Here is a 24,304-nt window from a genome sequence, read left to right on the forward strand (position 1 = left end):
TGGAAAGAGGACCCTATGAAAATTTCAATTTTAGCTGGAGGACCGACACCCTACCTTCCTCCCCTGGTCGATGTCCCTATGGATGGTCATATATGGGTAGGGGTGGACAGGGGGGTGTTCACTCTCCTGGAAAAGGGAATGGAGCCTCATGTCGCTTTCGGTGACTTTGATTCGGTCAGCCCGCGTGAATGGCAACTGATCTCTTCCCGTGTTGAAGAAGTGAATCGCTATAGGCCGGAGAAGGACGAAACCGACCTCGAACTCGCTTTGAACTGGGCCGCTGAACAGGAGCCCGAAGAAATCACCATTTACGGTGCAACCGGCGGCCGTCTGGATCATTTTATGGGAAATGTGCAGCTTCTTCTTAAAGATGACTTGAAGGGGATCTCAGTTCGTCTCGTTGATTCGCTGAATGAAATGTCTATAAAGAGACCGGGAGAGCATGAGGTGGAAATGAACCCCCGCTACACGTACATTTCGTTCGTCCCGATCAGCCCTATTGTGAAGGGGTTGACCCTGTCCGGCTTCAAATATCCCCTCACCAACCGGAATATTTACTGGGGATCCACACTATGTATTAGTAATGAACTTATACAATCGCATGGTACTTTTTCTTTTTCCGACGGCATAATAATGGTGATAAGAAGCAATGATGCTTCTTGACCCAAACGTGTAGATCGGCTTGTATAAGCGATTTGTAATGAGTATGTTCTATAGATTGTGGGGAGGGACTTGAAAATGCGTTTCTATACAATCAAATTACCGAAATTTCTTGGAGGCCTTGTCAGGGCCATGCTGGGGACGTTCAAGAAAGAATAGCACCTGGAGGCGGGAAACCGTCTCTTTTTTTGTCTTCTGCAGTAAGGGAAGGTCAGAGGTAGGTGTTAACCTGCAACATCATCTGCTCAGAATGAGATCACTGAGAGAGTTATACATAGCCGCAGGGCGTCTTAATGCCTGGTCTTGTGCTTGGAGTCCAAGTGATATTGATTGGAGCTCAAAAGGTAAAGAGCGCCTTTCCGGGTTCTCGTCTTATGCTTGTCGGGTCAGGGTGACCCGCCTCCGCTTTTCGTGGTGTCCAGCTCCGGGGGCTTGAGGCTCGAGGTCATAAGTCAAAGATCTCAAAAAGGCACAGAACGCCTTTCCGAGATCTTCGCCTTATGCTTGTCGCCTCAGGGCAAGCCCCCTCCGCTTTTCTTGATGTCCAGCTCCGGGGGCTTGAGGCTCGAGGTCATAAGTCAAAGATCTCAAAAAGGCACAGAACGCCTTTCTGGGTTCTCGTCTTATGCTTGTCGGGTCAGGGCGACCCGCCTGCGCTTTTCTTGGTGTCCAGCTCCGGCGGGTTGACCCTCGAGGTCATAAGTCAAGAACCCCAAAAGGCACAGAACGCCTTTCCGGGTTCTCGTCTTATGCTTGTCGGGTCAGGGCGACCCGCCTGCGCTTTTCTTGGTGTCCAGCTCCGGCGGGTTGACCCTCGAGGTCATAAGTCAAGAACCCAAAAAGGCACAGAACGCCTTTCCGGGTTCTCGTCTTATGCTTGTCGGGTCAGACCAACCCGCCTGCGCTTTTCTGTGTGTAAAGTATTTTTTCTTGAAAGGTTTGATTGTGGTATTGCATTGTGGTTTGTTGTGTGATAAATTATTAAGGTATCTTTTATGAAAAAAAAGCGAAATGTGAATCTGAAATTTACTTCAGCTTCTTGTTAGTGAGGAGGGAATATATTATGGCGAAACAATGCGTAATTACTGGCCGTAAAGCTAGCTCAGGTAATGCTCGCTCTCACGCGATGAATGCGAATAAGCGTACATGGGGTGCTAACCTGCAAAAAGTTCGTATTCTTGTAGACGGTAAACCTAAAAAGGTTTGGGTTTCTGCAAGAGCATTGAAATCTGGTAAAGTTGAACGCGTTTAATAATCAAGTTGAAAAGACGTCTAGCTGCTAGACGTCTTTTTTTCATGTTTGCGGCCGGATGATGCTTGGAGATAATGAAAGAATGGGTTCCCGGATGGGGCACCTGACAGTTTAGCTTTTAAAATAGGGTATTATATAGTAAAATGTTTGTAGCCAAGCATGTAAACGAAGGGGGATCACATTCCATGTCCATCGAAATGAGAACGCAGTACGGACAAATTGATATTACTAATGATGTCATTGCAATGATTGCTGGAGGTGCAGCGGTGGATTGCTACGGAATTGTTGGGATGGCTTCAAAAAACCAGATCAAGGACGGTTTCACTGATATTCTGCGTAAAGAGAACTTCACTCGAGGAGTGATCGTTCGTCAGGAAGCAGAGGAAGTACATATTGATATGTATATAATTGTGAGTTATGGTACGAAGATTTCCGAGATTGCTCACAACGTACAATCCAAGGTTAAATATACCCTTGATAAAACCGTCGGCTTGGCGGTCGATTCTGTAAATATTTTTGTACAAGGGGTTCGCGTAACGAACCCGTAGTGAGGAGGAAGATTCGTGTCGATTACATCTTTGGATGGAAAACGTTTTGCAGAAATGGTGCTTCAGGGGGCAAGTCTTTTGTCTGCGAATGCACAGTTAGTTGATGCACTGAATGTTTTTCCTGTTCCTGATGGAGATACTGGAACAAATATGAATTTATCCATGACTTCCGGTGCGAAGGAAGTTCAAAAAAATATACAATCCCACATCGGGAACGTATCCATCTCCCTTTCTAAGGGACTGTTGATGGGGGCTCGCGGTAACTCGGGGGTCATCCTGTCCCAGCTGTTCAGGGGATTCGGCAAGGCGATTGAAGGCAAATCCAGCCTGACGACTGAAGAGTTTGCCCAAGCCCTTCAGACCGGAGTGGATACAGCTTACAAAGCTGTCATGAAACCTGTTGAAGGAACCATTTTGACAGTGGCGAAAGATGCGGCGAAAAAAGGTGTTTCCGTTGCGAAAAACGAGAGCGATTTCATAAAGCTGATGGAGTCCATTGTCAAAGAAGGACAGGCCTCATTGAACCGGACACCGGATCTCCTTCCTGTCTTGAAGGAAGTTGGGGTAGTGGATAGTGGCGGTCAAGGTCTGCTGTTCGTCTATGAAGGCTTTCTTGCAGAATTGAAGGGGGAGAAGGTATCCGAACGTGTGAACCTTCCATCCATGAATGATCTTGTGAGCGCGGAACATCACAAGTCTGCACAGGACTTCATGAGCACGGAAGATATCGAATTCGGCTACTGTACGGAATTCATGGTGCAATTCGAAGAGGGGAAGAAGTCGTTTGACGAGGAAACATTCCGTCAGGACCTGAGCGGTTACGGGGATTCCCTCCTTGTCATCAGTGATGAGGAGTTGGCCAAAGTCCATATCCACTCAGAGGAGCCGGGTAATGTCCTAAGCTATGGTCACCAATACGGAAGCCTCATCAAGATCAAGATCGAAAACATGAGGGAGCAGCACAGCTCCATCGTAGGTGAATCACGTCCTGTTGCAAAGGCCGAGACTCCTAAAAAGGAAGTCGACTTTGCCATCGTGACCGTTGCCATGGGTGAAGGTGTAGCAGAATTATTCAGGAGTATCGGTGCCACTGTCGTCATCGAAGGCGGACAAACGATGAATCCAAGCACGGAAGATATCGTCAAGGCAGTGGAAGAGGTCAATGCCAAGAAAGTCATCATCATGCCGAACAATAAGAACATCATCATGGCAGCGGAGCAAGCGGCGGAAGTCCTTTCACAGGAAGTGGCTGTCGTACCGACGAAAACCGTTCCTCAAGGAATGTCTGCCCTACTGGCTTTTAATCCGGGTGCATCCGTATCGGAAAACCAGGCAGGGATGTCTGAAGCAGCCAAACAGGTGAAAAGCGGTCAGGTGACATTTGCTGTCAGGGATACAAGCATTGACGGCATCACGATTTCCAAAGATGATTTCATGGGGATCGATGAAGGAAAGATCGTGATTGCAGAGAAAGACCTTAAGAAGGCGGCAACCGGCCTGCTTGAGCAAATGCTTGATGAAGATTCAGAGATTCTGACCATCATATACGGAGAAGATGTTTCTGAAGAAGACGTTGAGGCACTGCAAGAGTATATCGAACAAAAATATGGGGAAGTGGAAGTGGAAGTTCATAACGGGAAGCAGCCACTTTACTCCTATATCTTCTCGGTCGAATAGGATGAAAGGAAGGGGACAGTCCGATTGGGCTCGTCCCCTTCAATTATCTCAAAATGAAGGGATAGAGGACGATGAAGTATAAAAGCGTATTTGATATTATTGGACCGGTCATGATCGGGCCATCAAGTTCTCATACTGCGGGAGCCGCCCGCATCGGAAGACTTGCCAGGGAGCTGTTCCGTCGAGAACCGAAATGGGTCAATGTTTCATTTTACGGTTCATTCGCAAAAACGTATAAAGGGCACGGAACCGACGTGGCCATCATCGGCGGGGTCCTCGATTATGATACATTTGATGAACGGATCATCAATTCAATCGAGACTGCCAGAAAAAAAGGAATCAAAATCAGATTCAGGGAAGAAGAGGCCATAACGGATCATCCCAATACAGCTAGGATCCACATGGGTGATGACGAGGGGGAAATAGAGCTCGTTGGAATATCCATCGGCGGCGGAAAAGTAGAGATCATTGAATTGAATGGATTCGAACTAAAGCTCTCTGGACATCACCCGGCCATTCTCGTTGTCCATGACGACCGGTTTGGTGCAATTGCCGCTGTTTCAAATATTATTGCCAAGCACGAATTGAACATCGGACACATGGATGTTTCAAGAAAGGAAAAGGGAAAAATGGCTTTGATGACGATCGAGGTCGATCAGCCGATTGATGAGGCTGTGCTCAAGGAGCTGTCGTCGCTTTCCCATATTACCCAGGTGACCAAAATCACCGATTGAAGAATTGAAATATGATAGCGTTTACATTATGGAGGTAGACTTATGTTCCGAAATGTCGCAGAGTTGATTGAACTCGCAGAAAGTCAAAATAAAAAGATTTCAGATATCATGATTGAACAGGAAATCGAATTCACTGGTAAAACCTACGAAGAAGTTTATCAGCAGATGGAAACCAACCTGGAAGTGATGGAAAAGGCCGTTGCCAGGGGGCTTGAAGGTGTAAAATCCCACTCAGGACTGACCGGTGGGGATGCTGTCCTGCTTCAAAAATATATTGAATCGGGCAAGTCGTTGACAGGTGAAACCATCCTTGACGCAGTAAGTAAAGCGGTCGCCACCAATGAAGTGAATGCGGCCATGGGCACAATCTGTGCCACACCGACTGCAGGTTCTGCCGGCGTCGTACCCGGTACGTTGTTCGCTGTCAAAAACAAATTGAACCCTACGAAGGAAGAAATGATCCGCTTCTTATTCACTTCCGGAGCATTTGGCTTTGTCGTGGCGAATAATGCTTCGATATCTGGTGCGGCTGGAGGTTGTCAGGCGGAGGTCGGCTCTGCGAGTGGTATGGCCGCGGCTGCCATCGTCGAAATGGCAGGGGGGACACCGAGTCAGTCTGCTGAAGCCATGGCGATCACATTGAAAAACATGTTGGGGCTTGTTTGTGATCCGGTAGCAGGGCTTGTTGAAGTTCCGTGCGTGAAGCGGAATGCAATGGGAGCGGCAAATGCAATGGTGGCAGCCGATATGGCTCTTGCAGGAATTACGAGCAGGATCCCATGTGATGAAGTCATTGATGCCATGTACAAGATCGGTCAGACCATGCCGGTCGCTCTCCGTGAAACAGCACTGGGAGGATTGGCTGCTACACCGACGGGGCGGGAGCTAGAGGCGAAAATCTTCGGCGTGGCACTGAATAAACGTGACGACGTGGAGTGAAGCACCAACGGTTGAATCCATCAAAGGGATAGGGTCAGAAACGGCGGTTCAATTACATGCCATGGGCATACGGACCGTTGTCGATCTGATGGAATATCTTCCTTATCGCTATGATGATTTCAGATTGAGGGACCTGGAAGAGGTCGCTCATGACGAACGCGTCACCGTAGAAGGGAAGGTCCACTCGGAACCCGCCCTGATGTTTTACGGCAGGAAAAAATCCCGCCTCACATTGAGGATCCTCGTAGGAAGGGTCCTCGTTCAGGCCGTATTCTTCAACCAGCCTTATTTGAAAAAGAAAATCAATCTTCATGATACCGTGACGGTCACAGGGAAATGGGATAAGAATCGTCAAATCATCACGGTTCAAAGCCACCAGCTTGGACCGCATAACAAGCAAGGAGACTTCGAACCGGTCTATGCGTTGAAAGGGACAATCAAAGGAAATGCCCTGACCAAGTATATCAGGGCGGCGTTCCATGATTTCAGTGACCTGATCGAAGAGATTCTCCCAAACTATTATCTTGAAAAGTATAAGCTCTCAGGTCGCCTCGATGCCCTTTATCAGATGCACTTTCCAGACTCACCGGAAGCCATGAAACAAGCAAGGAGAAGGTTCGTATTCGAAGAGTTTTTGCTGTTCCAGCTCAAGATGCAGGCGCTCCGGAAATTTGAAAGGGAACATTCACACGGGATCAGCCAGCAATATGATATTGAAAAGATCCAATCCTTCACGGATACGTTGCCATTCCCATTGACAAATGCTCAAAAACGTGTGGTCAATGAGATTTCAGCGGATATGAAAAGCCCTTATCGCATGAATCGTCTCCTTCAAGGTGACGTAGGGTCAGGGAAGACCGTCGTATCTGCCATCGCCCTGTATTCCTCGGTTACAGCAGGATATCAGGGTGCCCTCATGGTTCCGACTGAGATCCTAGCAGAGCAGCATGCAGACTCCCTCAGTGCGCTCCTTGAACCGACCGGCACAACTGTCGCCCTTTTGACAAGCTCGGTCAAGGGGAAACGGAGGGCTCTCCTCCTGGAAAAATTGAAGGAAGGGGAGATCGACATCCTGATCGGTACCCATGCCCTCATCCAGGGAGATGTGGAATTCGAGAACTTGGGTCTTGTCGTCACCGATGAACAGCATCGGTTCGGCGTCAATCAGCGACGCGTGCTAAGGGAAAAAGGCGGGAGCCCTGATGTACTATTCATGACGGCGACCCCGATTCCGAGGACTCTTGCCATTACTGTCTTCGGCGAGATGGATGTGAGCATCATCGATGAAATGCCTGCAGGGAGGAAAGCCATCGAAACCTATTGGGCTAAGGAAGATATGCTCACCAGGGTCCTTGCCTTCATGGAAAAGGAACTGAAAGCCGGCCGGCAGGCGTACGTCATCTGCCCCCTAATTGAAGAGTCCGACAAACTGGACGTGCAGAACTCCATCGATGTGTACAACCAGCTCAGTCAGCATTTCCAGGGACGATTCTCAGTAGGCCTCATGCACGGGAGACTGCATCCGGATGAAAAAGAAGAAGTCATGAGGAGCTTCAGTCGGAATGAAGTACAAGTCCTCGTATCCACGACGGTGGTGGAAGTCGGGGTCAATGTTCCGAATGCCACGTTCATGCTCATCTATGACGCAGAGCGATTCGGGCTGTCGACCCTTCATCAGCTGCGGGGACGTGTAGGACGGGGGGATGATCAATCCTACTGCATTCTCTTGGCAGACCCTAAGACCGAAGTCGGCAAGGAGCGGATGAAGATCATGACCGAGACGAATGATGGCTTCGTCCTTAGTGAAAAGGACCTTGAACTTCGCGGTCCCGGGGATTTCTTCGGAAGGAAGCAAAGCGGGATGCCTGAATTTAAGGTAGCCGATATGATCCATGACTATAGAGCACTGGAGGTCGCGAGAGACGATGCGGCAACGCTCGCAAATTCAGACGCTTTTTGGAAAGACGACGAATATGCACCTCTCAGAAGGTACCTGGAAGACTCGGGGATCCTTGAAGGGGAGAAGCTTGATTAGACAGGGCGGATTGCAAGATTATCTCTTGCAATCTGCTTTTTTTGTCTATATACTACTATTAGTACCTAGTACTAATACTGGACGGTGTATATAATGAGACTTTCTAAGAAAGAGCGGCAGAATGCACTTGTGAATACAATCAAGGAAAATCCGTTCATCACCGATGAAGAATCGGCCGAGCGGTTTGGAGTCAGCGTACAGACGATCCGCCTTGATCGCATGGAATTATCCATCCCTGAACTCAGGGAACGAATTAAACATGTAGCTGAGAAGTCTTTTGAAGATGAAGTAAAGGCACTTCCAATCGAAGAAATCATCGGTGAAATCATCGATATCGATCTGGGGGACAGTGCCATCTCCATATTTGACGTGAAGCCCGAACACGTTTTTGTAAGGAACGGAATTGCCCGTGGGCATCATTTGTTCGCACAGGCCAATTCATTGGCGGTTGCCGTGATCAATGATGACCTGGCGCTGACGGCCAAGTCGTCGATCAGGTTCACACGTTCCGTCAAACAGGGGGACCGCGTGGTAGCGAAAGCGAAGGTGGTACATGCCCATGACCAAAAAGACCGTACAATGGTGGAAGTGAATAGCTTCGTTGGCGGGGAATTGGTGTTCACGGGTGAATTTGATATGTATCACTCCACCAAACCGGAGAAGGAGTGAATGAAAGAATGAAACTGGCCGTTGATGCAATGGGTGGAGATCATGCACCCAAAGAAATCGTCCTGGGGGTGAAGCGTGCCCTGGACGAATTCGATGATATCGAAGTCTTATTATATGGGAATGAAACACAAATCAAAGAGTGGATCACACCAGGTGACCGCTTGACGATCGTACATACGGATGAAGTGATCGAGGGGACGGATGAACCGGTCCGTGCCGTTAAAAGAAAGAAGAATGCTTCCATGGTGCTGATGGCCCAAGCCGTCAAGGACGGGGAAGCCGATGCATGCATTTCAGCAGGTAATACGGGAGCGCTCATGACAGCAGGGCTATTTATCGTCGGAAGGATCGAAGGCATAGAAAGGCCGGCGCTGGCACCGACACTCCCGACACTGGACGGAAAAGGCTTCCTTATGCTTGACCTTGGGGCTAACGTCGATGCAAAGCCTGAACATCTCGTTCAATATGCCATTATGGGGAGCATCTATGCAGAGAAGGTCAGGGGAATCGACCGTCCAAGGGTGGGTCTCCTGAATATCGGCACCGAAGATAAAAAAGGGAATGAACTCACGAAGAAGGCCTTCCAGCTCATCAAGGAAACACCGGTGAATTTCGTCGGGAATATTGAGTCCCGTGATCTTTTGAACGGTCCCGCCGATGTAGTCGTGACAGATGGATTCACAGGGAACATGGTCCTTAAGACCATCGAAGGAACGGCATTGTCGGTTTTCTCCCTGCTTAAAGAGACGCTCACATCATCAATGAAGAACAAGATTGCGGCAGGTATGATCAAAAACGATCTAAAAGGCCTGAAAAATATGCTGGATTACTCGGAGTATGGTGGAGCCGGACTATTCGGTCTGAAAGCCCCTGTCATCAAAGCGCATGGTTCCTCCAATGAAACGGCATTCTATAATGCCATGAGACAGGCGCGGGAAATGGTGCGCCATCAGGTCGCACAAACGATAAAAGAAGCTGTAATAAGGAGTGAAGAAGATCATGGGTAAAATCGCCTTCGTTTTTCCAGGGCAAGGTTCACAAACAGTAGGGATGGGTCAGCAATTAGCCGATGCCCATCCAGAATCAAAGGAGTATTTCTCTAAGGCTGACGCGGCTCTTGGCATCGATCTGTCTTCCGTCATCTTCGACGGACCACAGGAAACATTGACGGCCACATTCAACGCTCAACCAGCCCTCCTCACAACGAGCATGGCCATCATGGACCGTCTGACATCAGCAGGCATCCGTCCTGATTTCACTGCAGGACATAGTCTCGGTGAATATTCTGCCCTTGTGGCTTCAGGTGCGATTTCATTCGAGGACGCCGTGGTAACCGTCAGGAAACGCGGGGAACTCATGGAAGCAGCCGTACCGAGCGGAGAGGGCACGATGGCTGCTGTACTAGGCATGGAGCGCACAGCCCTTCAAGAGGTAACGGAAGCAGTGTCTGCTGAGGGTCATGCCGTAGATCTTGCCAACATGAACTGTCCGGGACAGATCGTGATTTCCGGTACGGTCAAAGGAGTGGAAATCGCATCGGAAAAAGCCAAGGAAGCGGGAGCTAAACGTGTGATCCCCCTTCAAGTAAGCGGTCCTTTCCACTCCCGCCTGATGAAACCCGCTGCAGAGGATTTCAAAGGCGTGCTCGACAGTAAAACATTCAATGAAGCGGGTGTTCCGGTCATTGCCAATGTGACGGCCGAACCAGTGACAAAGGGTGAAGAAATCAAAGACCTACTCGTTCAGCAATTGTACTCTCCTGTCCTTTGGGAGGATACAGTCGAAAAATTGCTTGATCTCGGTGTGGATACATTCATCGAAGTGGGCCCAGGTAAAGTGTTGTCAGGTCTTATCAAAAAAGTGAACAGAAGAGTGAAGACATATGCCGTTCAGGATGAGGAAACGTGCATCCAGACGATCGAAGCATTGAAGGAGGAAGCGCAATGAACTTAGAAGGTAAAGTGGCACTGGTTACCGGGGCTTCCCGGGGAATTGGCAGGGAGATTGCCATGGAGCTTGCACGTGAAGGCTGCAATGTTGTCGTAAACTATGCCGGAAGCGAAGCAAAGGCCCATGTGGTTGTGGATGAGATCAAAGCCCTTGGCAGGGATGCTGTAGCCTATCAATGCAATGTATCAGAGAGTGAAGCGGTACAGGCAATGGTAAAAGAGACGGTTGCACGCTTCGGGCGCATTGATATCCTTGTGAATAACGCAGGGGTGACGCGTGACAATCTCCTCATGCGCATGAAGGAACAGGAATGGGACGATGTCATCAACATCAACCTCAAAGGTGTCTTTCTTTGCACGAAGGCAGTCACCCGTCAAATGATGAAGCAGCGCAGCGGTCGGATCATCAACATTTCATCCATCGTGGGCGTAAGCGGGAATGCCGGACAGGCAAACTACGTGGCCGCCAAATCCGGTGTGATCGGCCTTACGAAAACGTCTGCACGTGAACTTGCCCCTCGTGGGATCACTGTAAATGCCATCGCTCCAGGCTTTATCTCTACAGATATGACAGATGAACTGCCGGAAGAGGTCCGTGATGGAATGCTTTCCCAAATTCCTTTGAGTAGATTCGGGGAACCGAAAGACATCGCCAAGACCGTTTCATTCGTTGCATCCGATGCAGCTGCCTATATGACGGGTCAAACCCTTCATATTGACGGCGGAATGGTGATGTAATTGCGGAAAAATTGATATTCTCCTTTTCAATCGGGGAGGTTATGCACTATAATACCTTGAGGGGAGGTGACAATAATGGCAGAAGTACTAGATCGCGTAACAAAGATCATCGTTGATCGTCTAGGTGTAGATGAATCACAAGTGAACCTTGAAGCTTCTTTCAAAGAAGATCTTGGAGCTGACTCCCTTGACGTAGTTGAGCTTGTTATGGAGCTTGAGGATGAGTTTGACATGGAAATCTCTGATGATGATGCTGAAAAAATCGGCACAGTCGGTGATGCTGTGAACTACATAAAAGCAAACACATAATTTTGGGGTCGACCAAGATGGTTTGCTTTCATGTGAACTTCATAAATCTTTGGTACAAGACACAATGACTTGGTAGAAGCTACTTTCTACCAAGTTTCTTTATGTCCGGCAATCCCGTAAAATTAACTTTTGCGAAAATGTTTTTTTTAGCATAAACTTGATTAGTATATAGTGAGAACATTTATAGCAAGGTGGAGTGCCTCATGCGCAAACAAAGCAGAAATAAAGGATTAGCAAACAAATATGATGGAAAGTTCAAAGCCTTTCAGGATGAACTCCAAATCCATTTCTCAGATGAAAAATTATTAAAGCAAGCGTTCACTCATTCATCTTATGTGAATGAGCATCGCCGGAAGCCTTATGAAGACAACGAACGCCTCGAGTTCCTTGGGGATGCGGTACTGGAATTGACCGTATCACAATTCCTTTTCAAAAAATATCCCATGATGAGTGAAGGGGAACTGACAAAGCTCAGGGCGGCGATCGTATGCGAACCGTCCCTGGTGAAGTTCTCCAGGGAAATGAATTTTGGGGAATTGATCCTTCTCGGAAAAGGGGAAGAAATGACCGGTGGAAGGGAGCGTCCCGCTCTCCTCGCAGATGTATTCGAAGCCTTCATCGGGGCTCTATACCTCGATCAGGGACTCGAAACGGTTGTCTCGATTCTTGAAAAGGTGGTTTATCCGAAGATCAATGCCGGTGCTTTTTCTCATGTGATGGATTACAAAAGTCAACTGCAGGAACTTGTACAGAGAGGAAGCGCGGGTACGATCATGTACAGCATCCTCGATGAGAGCGGTCCTGCCCATAACCGTGAGTTCATTTCACGAGTATGCTTGAACGGCGAGGAGCTCGGGGTCGGCAAAGGTCGATCGAAGAAAGAAGCAGAACAGAAAGCCGCCCAGAAGGCGCTCGAAAAGTTAAAACAAAAGCTTGATGTGAAATAGGGGGAAAGAAGATGTTCCTCAAACAACTAGAAGTGATGGGGTTTAAATCATTCGCAGAAAAGATTTCTGTGGAATTCGTACCTGGGGTGACGGCGGTAGTCGGGCCCAACGGAAGCGGCAAAAGCAATATCATCGATGCAGTCAGGTGGGTTCTTGGCGAGCAGTCGGCCAAAAGCCTCAGGGGCTCGAAGATGGAAGATGTCATCTTTGGAGGCAGTGATTCTAGGAAGGCTCTCAATATAGCAGAAGTCACCCTGGTGCTTGACAATGAAGATGGGACCCTTCCGATCGATTACAGTGAAGTGAGTGTCACAAGACGGGTATACCGATCAGGGGACAGTGAATACCTATTGAACAGGCAGCCCTGCAGACTGAAAGATATCATTGAACTCTTCATGGATTCCGGACTCGGGAAGGAAGCGTTCTCCATCATCAGTCAGGGGAAGGTCGAGGAGATCCTGAACAGTAAGCCTGAAGAGCGCCGGACGATCTTTGAGGAGGCGGCTGGTGTCCTGAAGTACAAAACCAGGAAGAAAAAAGCCGAGAATAAGCTGTTTGAAACCCAAGAAAACCTCAATCGTGTCAACGATATCCTCCACGAACTTGAAGGGCAGGTTGAACCCCTTAAAATCCAGGCCTCCATGGCGAAGGATTATTTGGAGAAGAAGGAAGAGCTCGAGACATTCGAGGTGTCCTTGACAGTCTATGATATTGAAGATCTACATAAGCAGTGGGAATCCCTGAGCGAAGAATTTGAAAGGCACGGACGTGAAGAAGGCAATCTGTCGGCTGTGATTCACGGCAAGGAAGCGGACCTTTCAGGAGCAAGGGATAAAATTTCCGCCCTGGATGAATCGATCACCGGACTTCAGGAGGTGCTTCTGTCCACAAGTGAGGAGCTCGAAAAGCTTGAAGGCAGGAAGCAGGTCCTCGTTGAGAGGAAAAAGAACTCTTCCACGAATGAAACACAGCTCAAACAGTCCATCGTGGAGCTTGAAGACCAGATCCGGGAAATGAAACAAGAGAAAGAGCGTCTTGAAGAGGAAAGGGCCGGGCTTCAGCTGGAAGTCGACGAATCAAGGATAGCTCTAAAGGAGAAGCAGAATCAGCTCTCCCTCTTCAGTGAAAATATCGAGGACGTAATTGAATCCCACAAAAGTGATTATATTGAAAAATTGAATCAACAGGCATCCGCCAAAAACGAGATTCAATATATCGAGCAGCAGCTCACCCAGCAATCGGGACGAAGCGGCCGTCTTGAAGCCGAAAACGAAAAATACATCACTCAGCGTGAAGAGCTATATCGCGATCATGAAAAGCTGAAAGCAGAACGCGAAAGCCATCAAATCGACATGGATCAGCATATCCAAGCGTACCGGGATGAGAAACGGAATCTAGAATCTGCCCAACTGAAGTATGAGAAACAGGAAAAAACGCTCTATCAAGCCTATCAATACCTGCAACAGGCCAAGTCCCGAAAGGAAATGCTTGAGGAGATGGAAGACGATTACAGTGGTTTCTTCCAAGGGGTCAAAGAAGTCTTGAAGGCAAGGGACGGGATTCTGGATGGAATCGAAGGAGCCGTTGCAGAGCTTATTTCAGTACCGAAGAAATATGAGGCTGCCATGGAAACCGCCCTAAGCGCGTCCATGCAGCATATCGTTGTCGGAACCGAGCAGGACGGTCGCAAAGCCATCGCATATCTCAAGCAGAATCAATATGGAAGGGCTACTTTCCTGCCGATGAATATCATCAAAGGGAAAACCCTTCAGGGGGCACAGCTCTCCATGCTGAAGGGCCACCCTTCCTTCGTTGGGATCGGAAGTGATCTCGTTCAGTACGATGGACGCTTCGAAAGGATCGTCTCCAATTTACTAGGTCATGTCATTATCACAGAGGACCTCAAGGGTGCCAATGAAATCGCAAAGCTCATCCAATATCGTTACCGGCTGGTGACCCTTGATGGGGATGTCGTCAACCCGGGGGGATCCATGACGGGCGGTATGGTCAAGCAAAAGAAAAACTCGCTTCTATCACGGAAAACCGAGCTGGAAGACATGAAGGTGAAGCTCGAGAATATGGAAGAGCAGACCCGTACACTTCAGCAATCCGTCAAGGATTTGAAAGAAGAGACGGCGTACAGGTCGAAAAAGCTTGAAGAGCTCCGGGTCAAAGGAGAGAAATTGCGGCTTCAAGAACAGGATCTTCAATCCAGGCTCCGGGAGAACGAACTGAGCACGAAAAACCTCGATGAAAGATTGTCTCTATACGACATGGAAAAGCGTGATTTCAGTTCCATGAAGGAGCGACATCACGCACGGAAAGAAGAACTCGAGTCACTACTGGCACAAATCGGCGCAGACATTGCAGCACTGGATGGGAAAATTGAAGAATTGACGCTGCAAAAAAACAGCGACCGTTCATCGAAGGACGTCCTGACAAATGCCATAAGCGACCTGAAAGCCCATCTCGCAGGTAAGAATCAGCAGCTTCTTAGTGTTGCGGACCGTCTTGGAAGGGTGGACTCAGCCGTTGTTGAGTCTGAGAAACGACTGTCTGCCCTCCTGGATGACCTCGAGTGGCTTCAGAGTCAGATGAAAGACAATTTCTCTGGAGAAGAGGATTTGACCGTCAAGGCAAAAGAATGTGCCACACAAAAACGGGAAACGTCTGAGCTTATCACGGCAAGAAGGGATGAACGATCCCGTTTGCAGCAACAGGCAGAACAGGAAGATGAGGAATTGTCAGAGCTGAAACGAAGGCATAAAGGTCTCTTGAATGCCTTGAAGGATGAGGAAGTCAAGATCAACCGTCTCGATGTAGAGCTTGAGAATCGCTTGGAGCATTTACGTACAGAGTATATGCTATCGTTCGAAGCAGCCAAGGAGCATTACCCTCTGACCGTCGATATCGATGAAGCGAGGAAAAAAGTGAAACTGATCAAGCTTGCCCTGGAAGAATTGGGAACCGTCAACCTCGGGGCGATTGATGAGTATGACAGGGTGAAGGAACGATATGAATTCCTCCTTGATCAAAAAAATGATCTCACCGAGGCCAAGGATACCCTCTATCAGGTAATCCATGAAATGGATGAAGAGATGGTGAAGCGGTTCGGGGAAACATTTGCGTCGATCCAAGCCCAATTCGGGCAGGTATTCAGGGAGTTGTTCGGCGGTGGCCGGGCAGAGCTGAAACTGACCGATCCGAAAGACCTTCTTCGGACCGGGGTGGATATCGTAGCCCAACCGCCCGGTAAAAAACTTCAGAACCTCGGATTGATGTCGGGTGGAGAACGTGCGCTCACGGCCATTGCCCTGCTGTTCTCCATACTGAAGGTAAGACCGGTGCCATTCTGCATCCTCGATGAAGTGGAGGCTGCCCTCGATGAAGCCAATGTGCAGCGATTCAGCCAGTACCTGCGCAAGTTCAGTGATGACACCCAGTTCATCGTCATCACCCACCGCAAAGGGACAATGGAGGAAGCACATGTGCTATATGGTGTGACCATGCAAGAGTCAGGTGTTTCAAAACTTGTATCAGTAAGGCTTCAGGAAACACAAGAGCTATTGGAAGCATAAAGGCCGCGGCAAACAGGCCGGAAAGTATGAATATTCAAAGAATGGGGTAGATGGATTGTGAGTTTCTTCAAAAAGCTGAAAGACAAATTCACACAATCAAGCGACAGTGTGACGGGGAAGTTTAAAGACGGGCTGAGCAAAACCCGGAGCAACTTCACTACAAAGGTGAATGACCTGGTCGCAAGATACCGTAAGATCGATGAGGAGTTCTTTGAAGAACTCGAAGAAATCCTCATCGGTGCGGACGTCGGGTTTGATACGGTCATGGAGCTCATCGATGAACTGAAGCTCGAAGTCAAGAGGAGGAATATCTCCGATCCTGTTGAAGTCCAGTCCGTCATTTCTGAGAAACTGGTTGATATCTATCAGGGGGATGCCGAGGTATCGAGTGAGCTGAATATCCAGGAGGGTGAACTGACCGTCCTTCTTTTCGTCGGGGTAAACGGCGTGGGGAAAACGACGACGATCGGCAAGATGGCCCATATGCTCAAGAGTGAAGGGAAGAATGTCATCCTTGCAGCAGGAGATACGTTCAGGGCCGGTGCCATCGAACAGCTTGAAGTGTGGGGTGAGCGGGTCGGTGTGCCTGTCATCAAACAGGGGGCGGGAAGTGATCCCGCAGCGGTCATGTATGATGCCGTACAATCGGCCAAGGCGAAGAAGGCCGACATCCTCATCTGCGATACGGCAGGTCGACTGCAGAATAAGGTCAATCTGATGAAGGAACTCGAGAAAGTCAAGCGCGTCATCGAGCGTGAAGTTCCGGGAGCCCCGCATGAGGTCCTGCTAGTATTGGATGCGACGACGGGTCAAAATGCCATGGTGCAGGCGAAAACGTTCAAAGAAGCCACGGATGTGTCGGGAATCGTCCTTACGAAGCTCGATGGGACAGCCAAAGGCGGGATCGTCCTTGCGATCCGCAACGAACTTGATATTCCCGTGAAATTTGTCGGTCTCGGAGAACAGATGGACGATCTGCAGCCATTCGATGCCGAAAAATATGTGTACGGCTTGTTTTCAAATGAAGTAGACAATAACGAAGAATAAGGGAAAGTCCGGTCGATGAATCGACCGGACTTTTTATCTCTAAAAGTGAAAGTTTTTCATGGGGCAACCTTGACAAAGTCGCTTGAAATCTGTATTCTTCATATGTAAAGGTTTTTCACTTAACAAGGAGGGATGACCATGCTGGAGAAAACGACCAGGATGAACTATCTCTACGATTTCTACCAGTCACTACTGACTCCCAAGCAACGGAGTTACATGTCCCTTTACTACCTCGATGATTTCTCCCTTGGAGAGATTGCAGAAGAGTACAGCGTAAGCCGTCAGGCGGTCTATGATAATATCAAGCGTACTGAGGCCATGCTGGAAGAGTATGAAGAGAAACTTTTATTATTCAACAAGTTCCAAGAGCGGAATCTCATCCTGAATCGGTTGAGAAAAAGCCTTGAAGAGTCGGATATCGATTCTGCGGACTGTTTAAAACTGATTGACGACCTTGAAATTTTGGATTAGGAGGCGGCATGAATGGCATTTGAAGGATTAGCCGACCGACTGCAAGGCACAATACAGAAAATCCGCGGTAAGGGGAAGATCTCCGAAGCGGATGTTAAAGAAATGATGCGTGAGGTCCGTCTCGCCCTTTTGGAAGCAGACGTTAACTTTAAAGTGGTCAAGCAATTTGTCAAAAAAGTAAGCGAACGGGCTGTCGGGCAGGAAGTCATGAAGAGTCTTACACCCGGCCAGCAGGTCATCAAGGTGGTCAAGGAAGAACTGACCGAACTGATGGGCGGCGAACAGAGTCAGATTGCTGTCTCCAAACGCCCTCCGACCGTCATCATGATGGTGGGACTACAGGGTGCCGGTAAGACGACGACCACCGGGAAGCTTGCGAACCTGCTTCGTAAGAAACACAATCGAAAACCTCTTCTTGTCGCGGCTGATATTTACCGTCCCGCTGCCATCAAGCAGCTTGAAACCGTCGGTAAACAGCTTGACCTGCCGGTATTCTCACTGGGAGATCAGGTCAGCCCCGTCGAAATTGCCAAGCAGGCAATCGAAAAGGCGAAAGAAGAACACCATGATTATGTGCTGATCGATACGGCCGGCCGTCTTCACATCGATGAAAACCTCATGGGGGAGCTCAAGGATATCAAAGAGCTGTCAAACCCGGATGAAATCTTCCTCGTTGTCGATGCCATGACCGGTCAGGATGCCGTCAACGTAGCTGAAAGCTTCAATGAAGCCCTTGGCATCAGCGGGGTGGTCCTGACGAAGCTGGATGGTGATACCCGTGGTGGAGCAGCCCTTTCGATTCGTTCCGTCACGGAAAAGCCGATCAAATTCGTCGGTATGGGTGAAAAGATGGATGCCCTCGAGGCGTTCCATCCTGAGCGCATGGCGTCAAGGATCCTCGGGATGGGTGACGTCCTATCCCTGATCGAGAAGGCACAAGCCAACGTCGATGAAGAGAAGGCGAAGGAACTGGAGCAAAAGATACGTACCATGTCCTTTACGTTCGATGACTTCCTCGAGCAGCTCGGACAGGTGAAGCAGATGGGGCCATTGGATGAACTCCTGAAGATGATGCCCGGCGCCAACAAGATGAAAGGGCTCGATAAGCTTCAGGTGGATGACAAACAGATCGTCCATGTGGAAGCAATCATCCAGTCCATGAGCAAGAAAGAAAAAACCAATCCTGAAGTCATCAATGCGAGCAGGCGCAAACGGATTGCGAAAGGAAGCGGGACATCCATCCAGGAGGTCAATCGCTTGCTGAAGCAATTTGAAGACATGAAAAAAATGATGAAACAAATGAGCGGTATGCAGGGTAAAGGCAAGAAAAAGGGAATGAAATTCCCGTTCATGTAACCGATCTTAGCACTTTTTTTGAAGAAAAAAAGAACTGTTAAGAAAAAACCCTTTACAAACAAATTAGGTTTTTGATATCATACTATCTTGTGTGAAACTATTCGGAGGTGCTTTAATAATGGCAGTTAAAATCAGATTAAAACGTATGGGAGCAAAAAAATCTCCTTTCTATCGTATCGTAGTTGCAGACTCTCGTTCACCACGTGACGGTCGTCAAATCGAAACAGTTGGAACATACAACCCGGTTGTTCAACCAGCTGAAGTTAAAATCGACGAAGAATTGGCTCTTAAATGGCTTTCAAATGGTGCGAAACCATCTGACACAGTCCGTAACCTATTCTCAAAACAAGGCATCATGGAAAAATTCCACAATGCCAAAAACAGCAAGTAATCGACTGATTTGATGAAAGATCTTATTCTGACGATTGTGAAACCCCTGGTCGACCATCCTGACGCTGTCTCGATCGAGACGGAGGAAGGACCTAATGGAATGACATACAAACTTTCGGTACATCCGGAGGATATGGGTAAAGTCATCGGCAAGCAAGGGCGCGTAGCAAAATCGATTCGAACTGTGGTATACGCTGCAGCAGGATCTTCACAACAGAAGAAAATCTTCCTGGAGATTGTGGAATGACCCGGTCATGATCGGGTCCCGCTTCCGGGAACAAAGGACTGACCAGCGAAGGAGTGAAAGCTTGCCCCTACTTTGTCAGTCCTTTTTTTATCATTCGCCGATGTTCTTGGTGATGCGGCGGAATCAATGAGGAGGAGTGGCCGATTGGATATCATACATAAGGTGACGGTTAAACAAATCCTGACTGAAACAAGCAAGGGGCGTCTTGTGACGCGCTATCAAGAACAGGCAGCGCAACTAGCGAAAGAATGCGATCAGCTGAGGTTCGAGATGAAAAAGATCGAACGGGCAAAGAAGTATCCGTCAGAAAAGCTCAGGCAGCATTTCGATAAAGAGTTGGATGAGCGAGCCGAGAAGATCAAGCTGCTTGAATTCCAGCTCGATCAGCTGGACCTCCTGCCCCTCGGGAGTGAACTGAAAGAGAAGGAAGTTCAGGGTATATCGAGGGTGCAGGTGGGTGACAATTGGAATGACGAGATTCAAAGGACGATCATCATTGAAGATGGGATTATCAAAGAAATACGCTGAATGCAAGAGGTGAATGGATATGGAAAAATGGTTCAATGTCGGCAAGATTGTAAATACTCACGGGATAAAAGGGGAGCTTAAAGTCCTCTCCATGACCGATTTTCCTGAAGAGCGGTACCAAAAGGGAAATGAACTGACCCTCTTCATCGAAGGAAAGGAACCGAAATCACTGACGATCGCTTCTTACCGTAAACACAAGAATTTCGACTTGTTGATGTTTGAAGGCTACAGCGATATCAATGAAGTGGAAGGGTTCAAGCAAGGGATCTTGAAAGTCGATGAAAGTCAGCTTCAAGACCTTGATGAAGGAGAGTTCTATTTCCATGAAATCATTGGCTGTGTGGTCAGGACGACGTCTGGCGAAGAGCTCGGTGTCGTAAAGGAAATCCTCAGCCCGGGTGCAAACGATGTTTGGGTGGTCAAAGCCCCCCGGGGGAAAGAGCATCTCATCCCTTATATCGAGGATATCGTAAAAAAGGTCGATATTGCTCAAAAGGAGATCATCATTGAACCGATGGAAGGGCTTCTGTCATGATGAAGATCGATGTATTGTCCCTTTTCCCTGCCATGTTCGAAGGGGTATTCGGAGAATCAATTCTGAAGAAAGCAGCTGAAAAGGAAGCTGTGAACTATCAGGTCGTCAATTTCCGGGAATTCTCGGACAACAAGCATAAGCAGGTAGATGATTATCCATACGGTGGTGGAGCAGGAATGGTCCTCAAGCCGCAGCCTGTCTTCGATGCCGTTGATTCCCTGAAGGGGGATGCTAAACCTCGTGTGATCCTCATGTGCCCTCAGGGTGAGCGATATACCCAGGCTAAGGCCGAGGAGCTTGCAAAGGAAGAGCATCTCATCTTCATCTGCGGCCACTATGAAGGGTACGATGAACGCATCAGGGAGCATGTGGTGACGGATGAGATATCCATCGGCGATTATGTCCTGACCGGGGGCGAATTGGGGGCCATGGTGGTCATCGATTCTGTGGTGAGGCTGATCCCGGGGGTACTCGGGAATGAAGATTCACCTGTCCTTGATTCCTTCTCTTCGGGTCTACTCGAGCATCCGCATTATACGAGACCCTCTGACTTCAGGGGGATGGAAGTCCCGCAGCCGCTGTTATCCGGCAATCATAAGCTGATTGAAGAATGGCGGGAGAAGGAAAGCTTCCGAAGGACCCTTGAGAGGCGTCCGGATCTACTTGAAAACTATCCTCTGACTGAAAAGCAGGCAGCCTTGGTGGAAGAGTTGAAAAAGTCGAAGTGACCTATTGCAACGCCCATTGGTTTATGCTATTATATTCTTTGTGGCTTGAGCGAAAGCTTGACCACTGATCCCGATGTTCCGCTGCAATACATCGCTTTTGTATGAGCATCTGTTGGAAGGAGTTGAATAAGATGCACAAATTAATCGAAGATATTACGAAAGAACAACTTCGCTCTGATCTACCATCTTTCCGTCCTGGTGATACAGTACGCGTACACGTTAACATCGTGGAGGGTACTCGTGAACGTGTCCAGGTTTATGAAGGTGTCGTAATCAAACGCCGCGGTGGCGGTATCAGCGAAACATTCACAGTTCGTAAAATTTCTTACGGTGTAGGTGTTGAACGTACATTCCCTGTACACACACCAAAAATCGCTAAACTAGAAGTCATTCGTCGCGGTAAAGTCCGTCGTGCGAAACTTTACTACTTGCGTAACCTACGTGGTAAAAAGGCTCGGATTAAAGAAATTCGATAATGAACGAAGAAGAAGGAGCTTGGAGACAAGCTCCTTTTCTTTAGGGTTTTTTTGGTCTTACTGACGTTCAAATGGACCGGTGAGCATGTTCCTGTTGCCGGCTTTCTGTGTATTTCGAACTAAACCTCTCTTTTTTGATGAGAACAGGGTGGTTTTCTAGTAGAATGAACAAAAGATGGTATCCATACATAAGGCGGTGGGAATGTGGAGAAGGAGAATAGTGAGTGGCGGGAATGGGCAAAAGCCTTGGGAATAGCGTTGATACTGGTCATCGTAATTAGGTATTTCCTGTTCGCGCCCATCGTAGTGGACGGCCTTTCAATGACTCCTACACTCCATAATGGAGATCGTATGATCGTCAGCAAGTTCGGCACGCCCGATCGATTCGACATTGTGGTGTTCCATGCACCGGAGCGTAAAGACTATATCAAGCGCGTGATCGGCTTGCCAGGTGATAAAATCGAATACAAAGATGATACCCTATATATAAATGGGAAAGCATATGAGGAACCTTATTTAAAAGATAGTAAAGCTGCGCTCCAAGAAGGGCTCCTGACGGATGATTTCACATTAGACGAGATCATCGATCAAGAGACGGTTCCCGATGGAGAGATTTTCGTGATGGGTGATAACCGCAGATACAGTAAAGACAGCCGGCATATCGGCACAGTGCCCCTTGAAGAGGTGGTCGGCATTACAAGCGTGGTAGTATGGCCGATCAAAGACATGGGCATGGTGAAATAAGCAAAGAACGTTTGGAGGTGGTCATATGACCATTCAATGGTTTCCAGGCCATATGGCAAAAGCAAGAAGACAGGTAACGGAAAAGCTGAAACTCGTAGATATCGTCATTGAACTGGTGGACGCGCGCATCCCCCTGTCATCCCGAAATCCCATGATCGAGGAGATCATCGGTGAAAAGCCGAGGCTTGTCCTATTAAACAAAGCCGACATGGCGGATCCGGCTAAAACGAAGCAGTGGATCCACTATTTCGAAGAGCAAGGGATCATGGCCCTGGCAGTCAATGCCCAGGCTGGAAAAGGGCTGCAAGCGATCGTCAGTGGTGCAAAAGAGATCCTGAAGGCGAAATTCGACCGCATGAAGTCAAGAGGCATGCGCCCGAGGGCCATCAGGGCGATGATCGTCGGCATCCCCAATGTAGGGAAGTCGACCCTCATCAACCGTCTCGTCAAGAAGAACATAGCCAAAACCGGAAATACACCGGGAGTGACCAAAGCCCAACAGTGGATAAAAGTCGGCAAGGAACTGGAGCTCCTCGATACGCCGGGTATCCTGTGGCCGAAGTTCGAAGATCAGGAAGTAGGCTACAAGCTGGCCCTCACAGGAGCCATCAAAGATACGATCCTCAATCTGCAGGATATAGCGGTCTATGCCCTCAGGTTCCTGGAAGCAACCTATCCCGACCGATTGGAGTCTCGTTACGGGATCAAAGAAATCCATGAAGATGTGGTGGAATGTTTCAATCATATCGGTGCCAGAAGGGGATGCCTCATGGCCGGAGGAGAAATCAACTATGATAAGACGGCCGAAGTGATCGTCAGGGACATCCGGAACGTTCAACTGGGTCCCATTACGTTAGACCGTGTGGAAGTCAAGGTCGAAGATTGATAAACAGGCTGCAAAAGGGATGACCCTGCTGCAGCCTCTTTAATTTGCCGAGATCCAACCGATAAAGAGAAGAGAGGTACAACCGATGGAACGAATTGATATGACAGTGTCCGAGATAAAAGAAACACTTAAACAACTGGCAGAAGATGATCCCCTATGGGACCAACTGAAGCTCGACCCGCGCAAGGGTGTCCGTCAGTTGGTCAGAAGTGCGGAAACCTCCCGTGAGAAAAAGGCGAAGGAGATTGCCGAGTTTACGCGCATGTCCATCCATGAAAACGAATTATGGAACGCTGGGTATGATCATATTGCCGGAATAGACGAAGTCGGCAGGGGACCACTTGCTGGGCCCGTAGTGGCCGCTGCTGTCATCCTTCCTCACGATTTCCACCTCCCGGGACTCACGGACAGCAAAAAGGTGCATGAGCGGAAACGCGAAGCATTCTTCGACACGATCATGGAGCAGTCGATCGCGACCGGTATCAGTATCATCGGACCGGAAGTAATCGATGATATCAATATATATGAAGCGACAAAAAAAGCGATGAGTGCAGCGATCGGTGAACTTTCGGTACAGCCCGATCATCTATTGATCGATGCCATGCCGCTTACGACACCATACCCGAGCAGGTCCATCATCAAGGGAGATGCCACCAGCATCTCGATTGCGGCTGCTTCCATCATCGCGAAGGTGACAAGAGACCGTCTGATGAAGGAGTATGCCGTCACCTATCCTGGCTATGGTTTTGAAAAAAATGCGGGGTATGGAACGGCGGATCACTTGAGCGGGTTGGATCAGTACGGAGTGACACCCATACATAGAGCCAGTTTTGCACCGGTTAGAGATAGAATCACGTAAAG

At 48.6% G+C, this 24,304-nt stretch carries 27 protein-coding genes; all 27 read left to right on the forward strand.

Going from position 1 to position 24,304, the window contains the following annotated elements; genetic code table 11:
- Positions 1-15: 15 nt before the first annotated feature.
- The 27 genes from K6T23_RS09820 to K6T23_RS09950 all read left to right on the forward strand — a co-directional run bounded on the left by K6T23_RS09820 (position 16) and on the right by K6T23_RS09950 (position 24,302).
- Positions 16-663 (forward strand): thiamine diphosphokinase, encoded by a 648-nt coding sequence (locus tag K6T23_RS09820; protein ID WP_238284241.1) that lies wholly within the window; start codon positions 16-18, stop codon positions 661-663.
- A gap of 75 nt (positions 664-738) precedes the next feature.
- Positions 739-819, forward strand: a complete 81-nt coding sequence (spoVM, locus tag K6T23_RS09825; protein ID WP_032088878.1) for a stage V sporulation protein SpoVM — start codon at positions 739-741, stop codon at positions 817-819.
- Positions 820-1,723: 904 nt separating this feature from the next.
- The gene (gene rpmB / locus K6T23_RS09830) at positions 1,724-1,912 is read left to right on the forward strand and encodes a 50S ribosomal protein L28 (protein ID WP_048004091.1); all 189 of its coding nucleotides are present in this window, start codon (positions 1,724-1,726) and stop codon (positions 1,910-1,912) included.
- Positions 1,913-2,097: 185 nt separating this feature from the next.
- Positions 2,098-2,460: an Asp23/Gls24 family envelope stress response protein gene (locus K6T23_RS09835; RefSeq protein WP_048004090.1), complete on the forward strand. Its 363-nt coding sequence runs from the start codon at positions 2,098-2,100 to the stop codon at positions 2,458-2,460.
- A gap of 15 nt (positions 2,461-2,475) precedes the next feature.
- Complete coding sequence (locus K6T23_RS09840; protein WP_159641304.1) at positions 2,476-4,137, forward strand: DAK2 domain-containing protein; 1,662 nt, start codon at positions 2,476-2,478, stop codon at positions 4,135-4,137.
- 71 nt (positions 4,138-4,208) lie between these two features.
- Positions 4,209-4,871: an L-serine ammonia-lyase, iron-sulfur-dependent subunit beta gene (gene sdaAB / locus K6T23_RS09845; RefSeq protein WP_053427329.1), complete on the forward strand. Its 663-nt coding sequence runs from the start codon at positions 4,209-4,211 to the stop codon at positions 4,869-4,871.
- A gap of 42 nt (positions 4,872-4,913) precedes the next feature.
- Entirely contained in the window at positions 4,914-5,810 is an 897-nt protein-coding gene (gene sdaAA, locus K6T23_RS09850) for an L-serine ammonia-lyase, iron-sulfur-dependent, subunit alpha (protein WP_053427328.1), read from the forward strand.
- On the forward strand, positions 5,794-7,845 hold the full coding sequence (gene recG / locus K6T23_RS09855) for an ATP-dependent DNA helicase RecG (protein ID WP_238284242.1): 2,052 nt from the start codon (positions 5,794-5,796) through the stop codon (positions 7,843-7,845). Before sdaAA ends, recG begins: the two co-directional genes overlap by 17 nt.
- A gap of 93 nt (positions 7,846-7,938) precedes the next feature.
- Positions 7,939-8,514, forward strand: a complete 576-nt coding sequence (gene fapR, locus K6T23_RS09860) for a transcription factor FapR (protein ID WP_048004086.1) — start codon at positions 7,939-7,941, stop codon at positions 8,512-8,514.
- Positions 8,515-8,522: 8 nt separating this feature from the next.
- On the forward strand, positions 8,523-9,521 hold the full coding sequence (gene plsX, locus K6T23_RS09865; protein ID WP_238284243.1) for a phosphate acyltransferase PlsX: 999 nt from the start codon (positions 8,523-8,525) through the stop codon (positions 9,519-9,521).
- Positions 9,514-10,461, forward strand: a complete 948-nt coding sequence (gene fabD, locus K6T23_RS09870; protein WP_238284244.1) for an ACP S-malonyltransferase — start codon at positions 9,514-9,516, stop codon at positions 10,459-10,461. Before plsX ends, fabD begins: the two co-directional genes overlap by 8 nt.
- Positions 10,458-11,201, forward strand: coding sequence for a 3-oxoacyl-[acyl-carrier-protein] reductase (gene fabG / locus K6T23_RS09875; RefSeq protein ID WP_238284245.1), 744 nt, complete (start codon positions 10,458-10,460; stop codon positions 11,199-11,201). The genes fabD and fabG overlap by 4 nt, the downstream gene beginning before the upstream one ends.
- Before the next feature lie 75 nt (positions 11,202-11,276).
- The gene (gene acpP / locus K6T23_RS09880) at positions 11,277-11,510 is read left to right on the forward strand and encodes an acyl carrier protein (RefSeq protein WP_048004082.1); all 234 of its coding nucleotides are present in this window, start codon (positions 11,277-11,279) and stop codon (positions 11,508-11,510) included.
- A gap of 203 nt (positions 11,511-11,713) precedes the next feature.
- Entirely contained in the window at positions 11,714-12,457 is a 744-nt protein-coding gene (gene rnc / locus K6T23_RS09885; RefSeq protein WP_053427323.1) for a ribonuclease III, read from the forward strand.
- An 11-nt stretch (positions 12,458-12,468) separates the two neighbouring features.
- Positions 12,469-16,035 (forward strand): chromosome segregation protein SMC, encoded by a 3,567-nt coding sequence (gene smc, locus K6T23_RS09890; protein WP_238284246.1) that lies wholly within the window; start codon positions 12,469-12,471, stop codon positions 16,033-16,035.
- A gap of 57 nt (positions 16,036-16,092) precedes the next feature.
- Positions 16,093-17,082 carry a signal recognition particle-docking protein FtsY gene (gene ftsY, locus K6T23_RS09895; RefSeq protein WP_053427321.1) on the forward strand — a complete coding sequence of 330 codons (990 nt, stop codon included), beginning with the start codon at positions 16,093-16,095 and terminating at the stop codon, positions 17,080-17,082.
- A gap of 138 nt (positions 17,083-17,220) precedes the next feature.
- Positions 17,221-17,553: a putative DNA-binding protein gene (locus K6T23_RS09900; RefSeq protein WP_048004078.1), complete on the forward strand. Its 333-nt coding sequence runs from the start codon at positions 17,221-17,223 to the stop codon at positions 17,551-17,553.
- A gap of 12 nt (positions 17,554-17,565) precedes the next feature.
- The gene (gene ffh, locus K6T23_RS09905) at positions 17,566-18,909 is read left to right on the forward strand and encodes a signal recognition particle protein (protein WP_238284247.1); all 1,344 of its coding nucleotides are present in this window, start codon (positions 17,566-17,568) and stop codon (positions 18,907-18,909) included.
- Between the two features lie 118 nt (positions 18,910-19,027).
- A complete protein-coding gene (gene rpsP, locus K6T23_RS09910) occupies positions 19,028-19,300 on the forward strand; it encodes a 30S ribosomal protein S16 (protein ID WP_048004076.1) in 273 nt (90 codons plus the stop codon).
- Positions 19,301-19,312: 12 nt separating this feature from the next.
- A complete protein-coding gene (locus K6T23_RS09915; RefSeq protein WP_056538584.1) occupies positions 19,313-19,546 on the forward strand; it encodes a KH domain-containing protein in 234 nt (77 codons plus the stop codon).
- A gap of 144 nt (positions 19,547-19,690) precedes the next feature.
- Entirely contained in the window at positions 19,691-20,074 is a 384-nt protein-coding gene (locus tag K6T23_RS09920) for a YlqD family protein (protein ID WP_079515937.1), read from the forward strand.
- Between the two features lie 19 nt (positions 20,075-20,093).
- Complete coding sequence (gene rimM / locus K6T23_RS09925; RefSeq protein ID WP_056537234.1) at positions 20,094-20,609, forward strand: ribosome maturation factor RimM; 516 nt, start codon at positions 20,094-20,096, stop codon at positions 20,607-20,609.
- Positions 20,609-21,337, forward strand: coding sequence for a tRNA (guanosine(37)-N1)-methyltransferase TrmD (gene trmD, locus K6T23_RS09930; protein ID WP_079516720.1), 729 nt, complete (start codon positions 20,609-20,611; stop codon positions 21,335-21,337). Before rimM ends, trmD begins: the two co-directional genes overlap by 1 nt.
- Before the next feature lie 131 nt (positions 21,338-21,468).
- A complete protein-coding gene (gene rplS, locus K6T23_RS09935) occupies positions 21,469-21,813 on the forward strand; it encodes a 50S ribosomal protein L19 (RefSeq protein WP_048004072.1) in 345 nt (114 codons plus the stop codon).
- Positions 21,814-22,017: 204 nt separating this feature from the next.
- The gene (gene lepB, locus K6T23_RS09940) at positions 22,018-22,557 is read left to right on the forward strand and encodes a signal peptidase I (RefSeq protein ID WP_238284248.1); all 540 of its coding nucleotides are present in this window, start codon (positions 22,018-22,020) and stop codon (positions 22,555-22,557) included.
- A 25-nt stretch (positions 22,558-22,582) separates the two neighbouring features.
- On the forward strand, positions 22,583-23,443 hold the full coding sequence (ylqF, locus tag K6T23_RS09945) for a ribosome biogenesis GTPase YlqF (RefSeq protein WP_159641275.1): 861 nt from the start codon (positions 22,583-22,585) through the stop codon (positions 23,441-23,443).
- A gap of 85 nt (positions 23,444-23,528) precedes the next feature.
- Positions 23,529-24,302, forward strand: a complete 774-nt coding sequence (locus tag K6T23_RS09950; protein WP_238284249.1) for a ribonuclease HII — start codon at positions 23,529-23,531, stop codon at positions 24,300-24,302.
- The last annotated feature ends 2 nt before the right edge of the window (positions 24,303-24,304 follow it).

It is taken from the genome of Rossellomorea marisflavi (genome assembly GCF_022170785.1).
In the GTDB taxonomy this organism is placed as follows: Bacteria; Bacillota; Bacilli; order Bacillales; family Bacillaceae_B; genus Rossellomorea; species Rossellomorea marisflavi_B.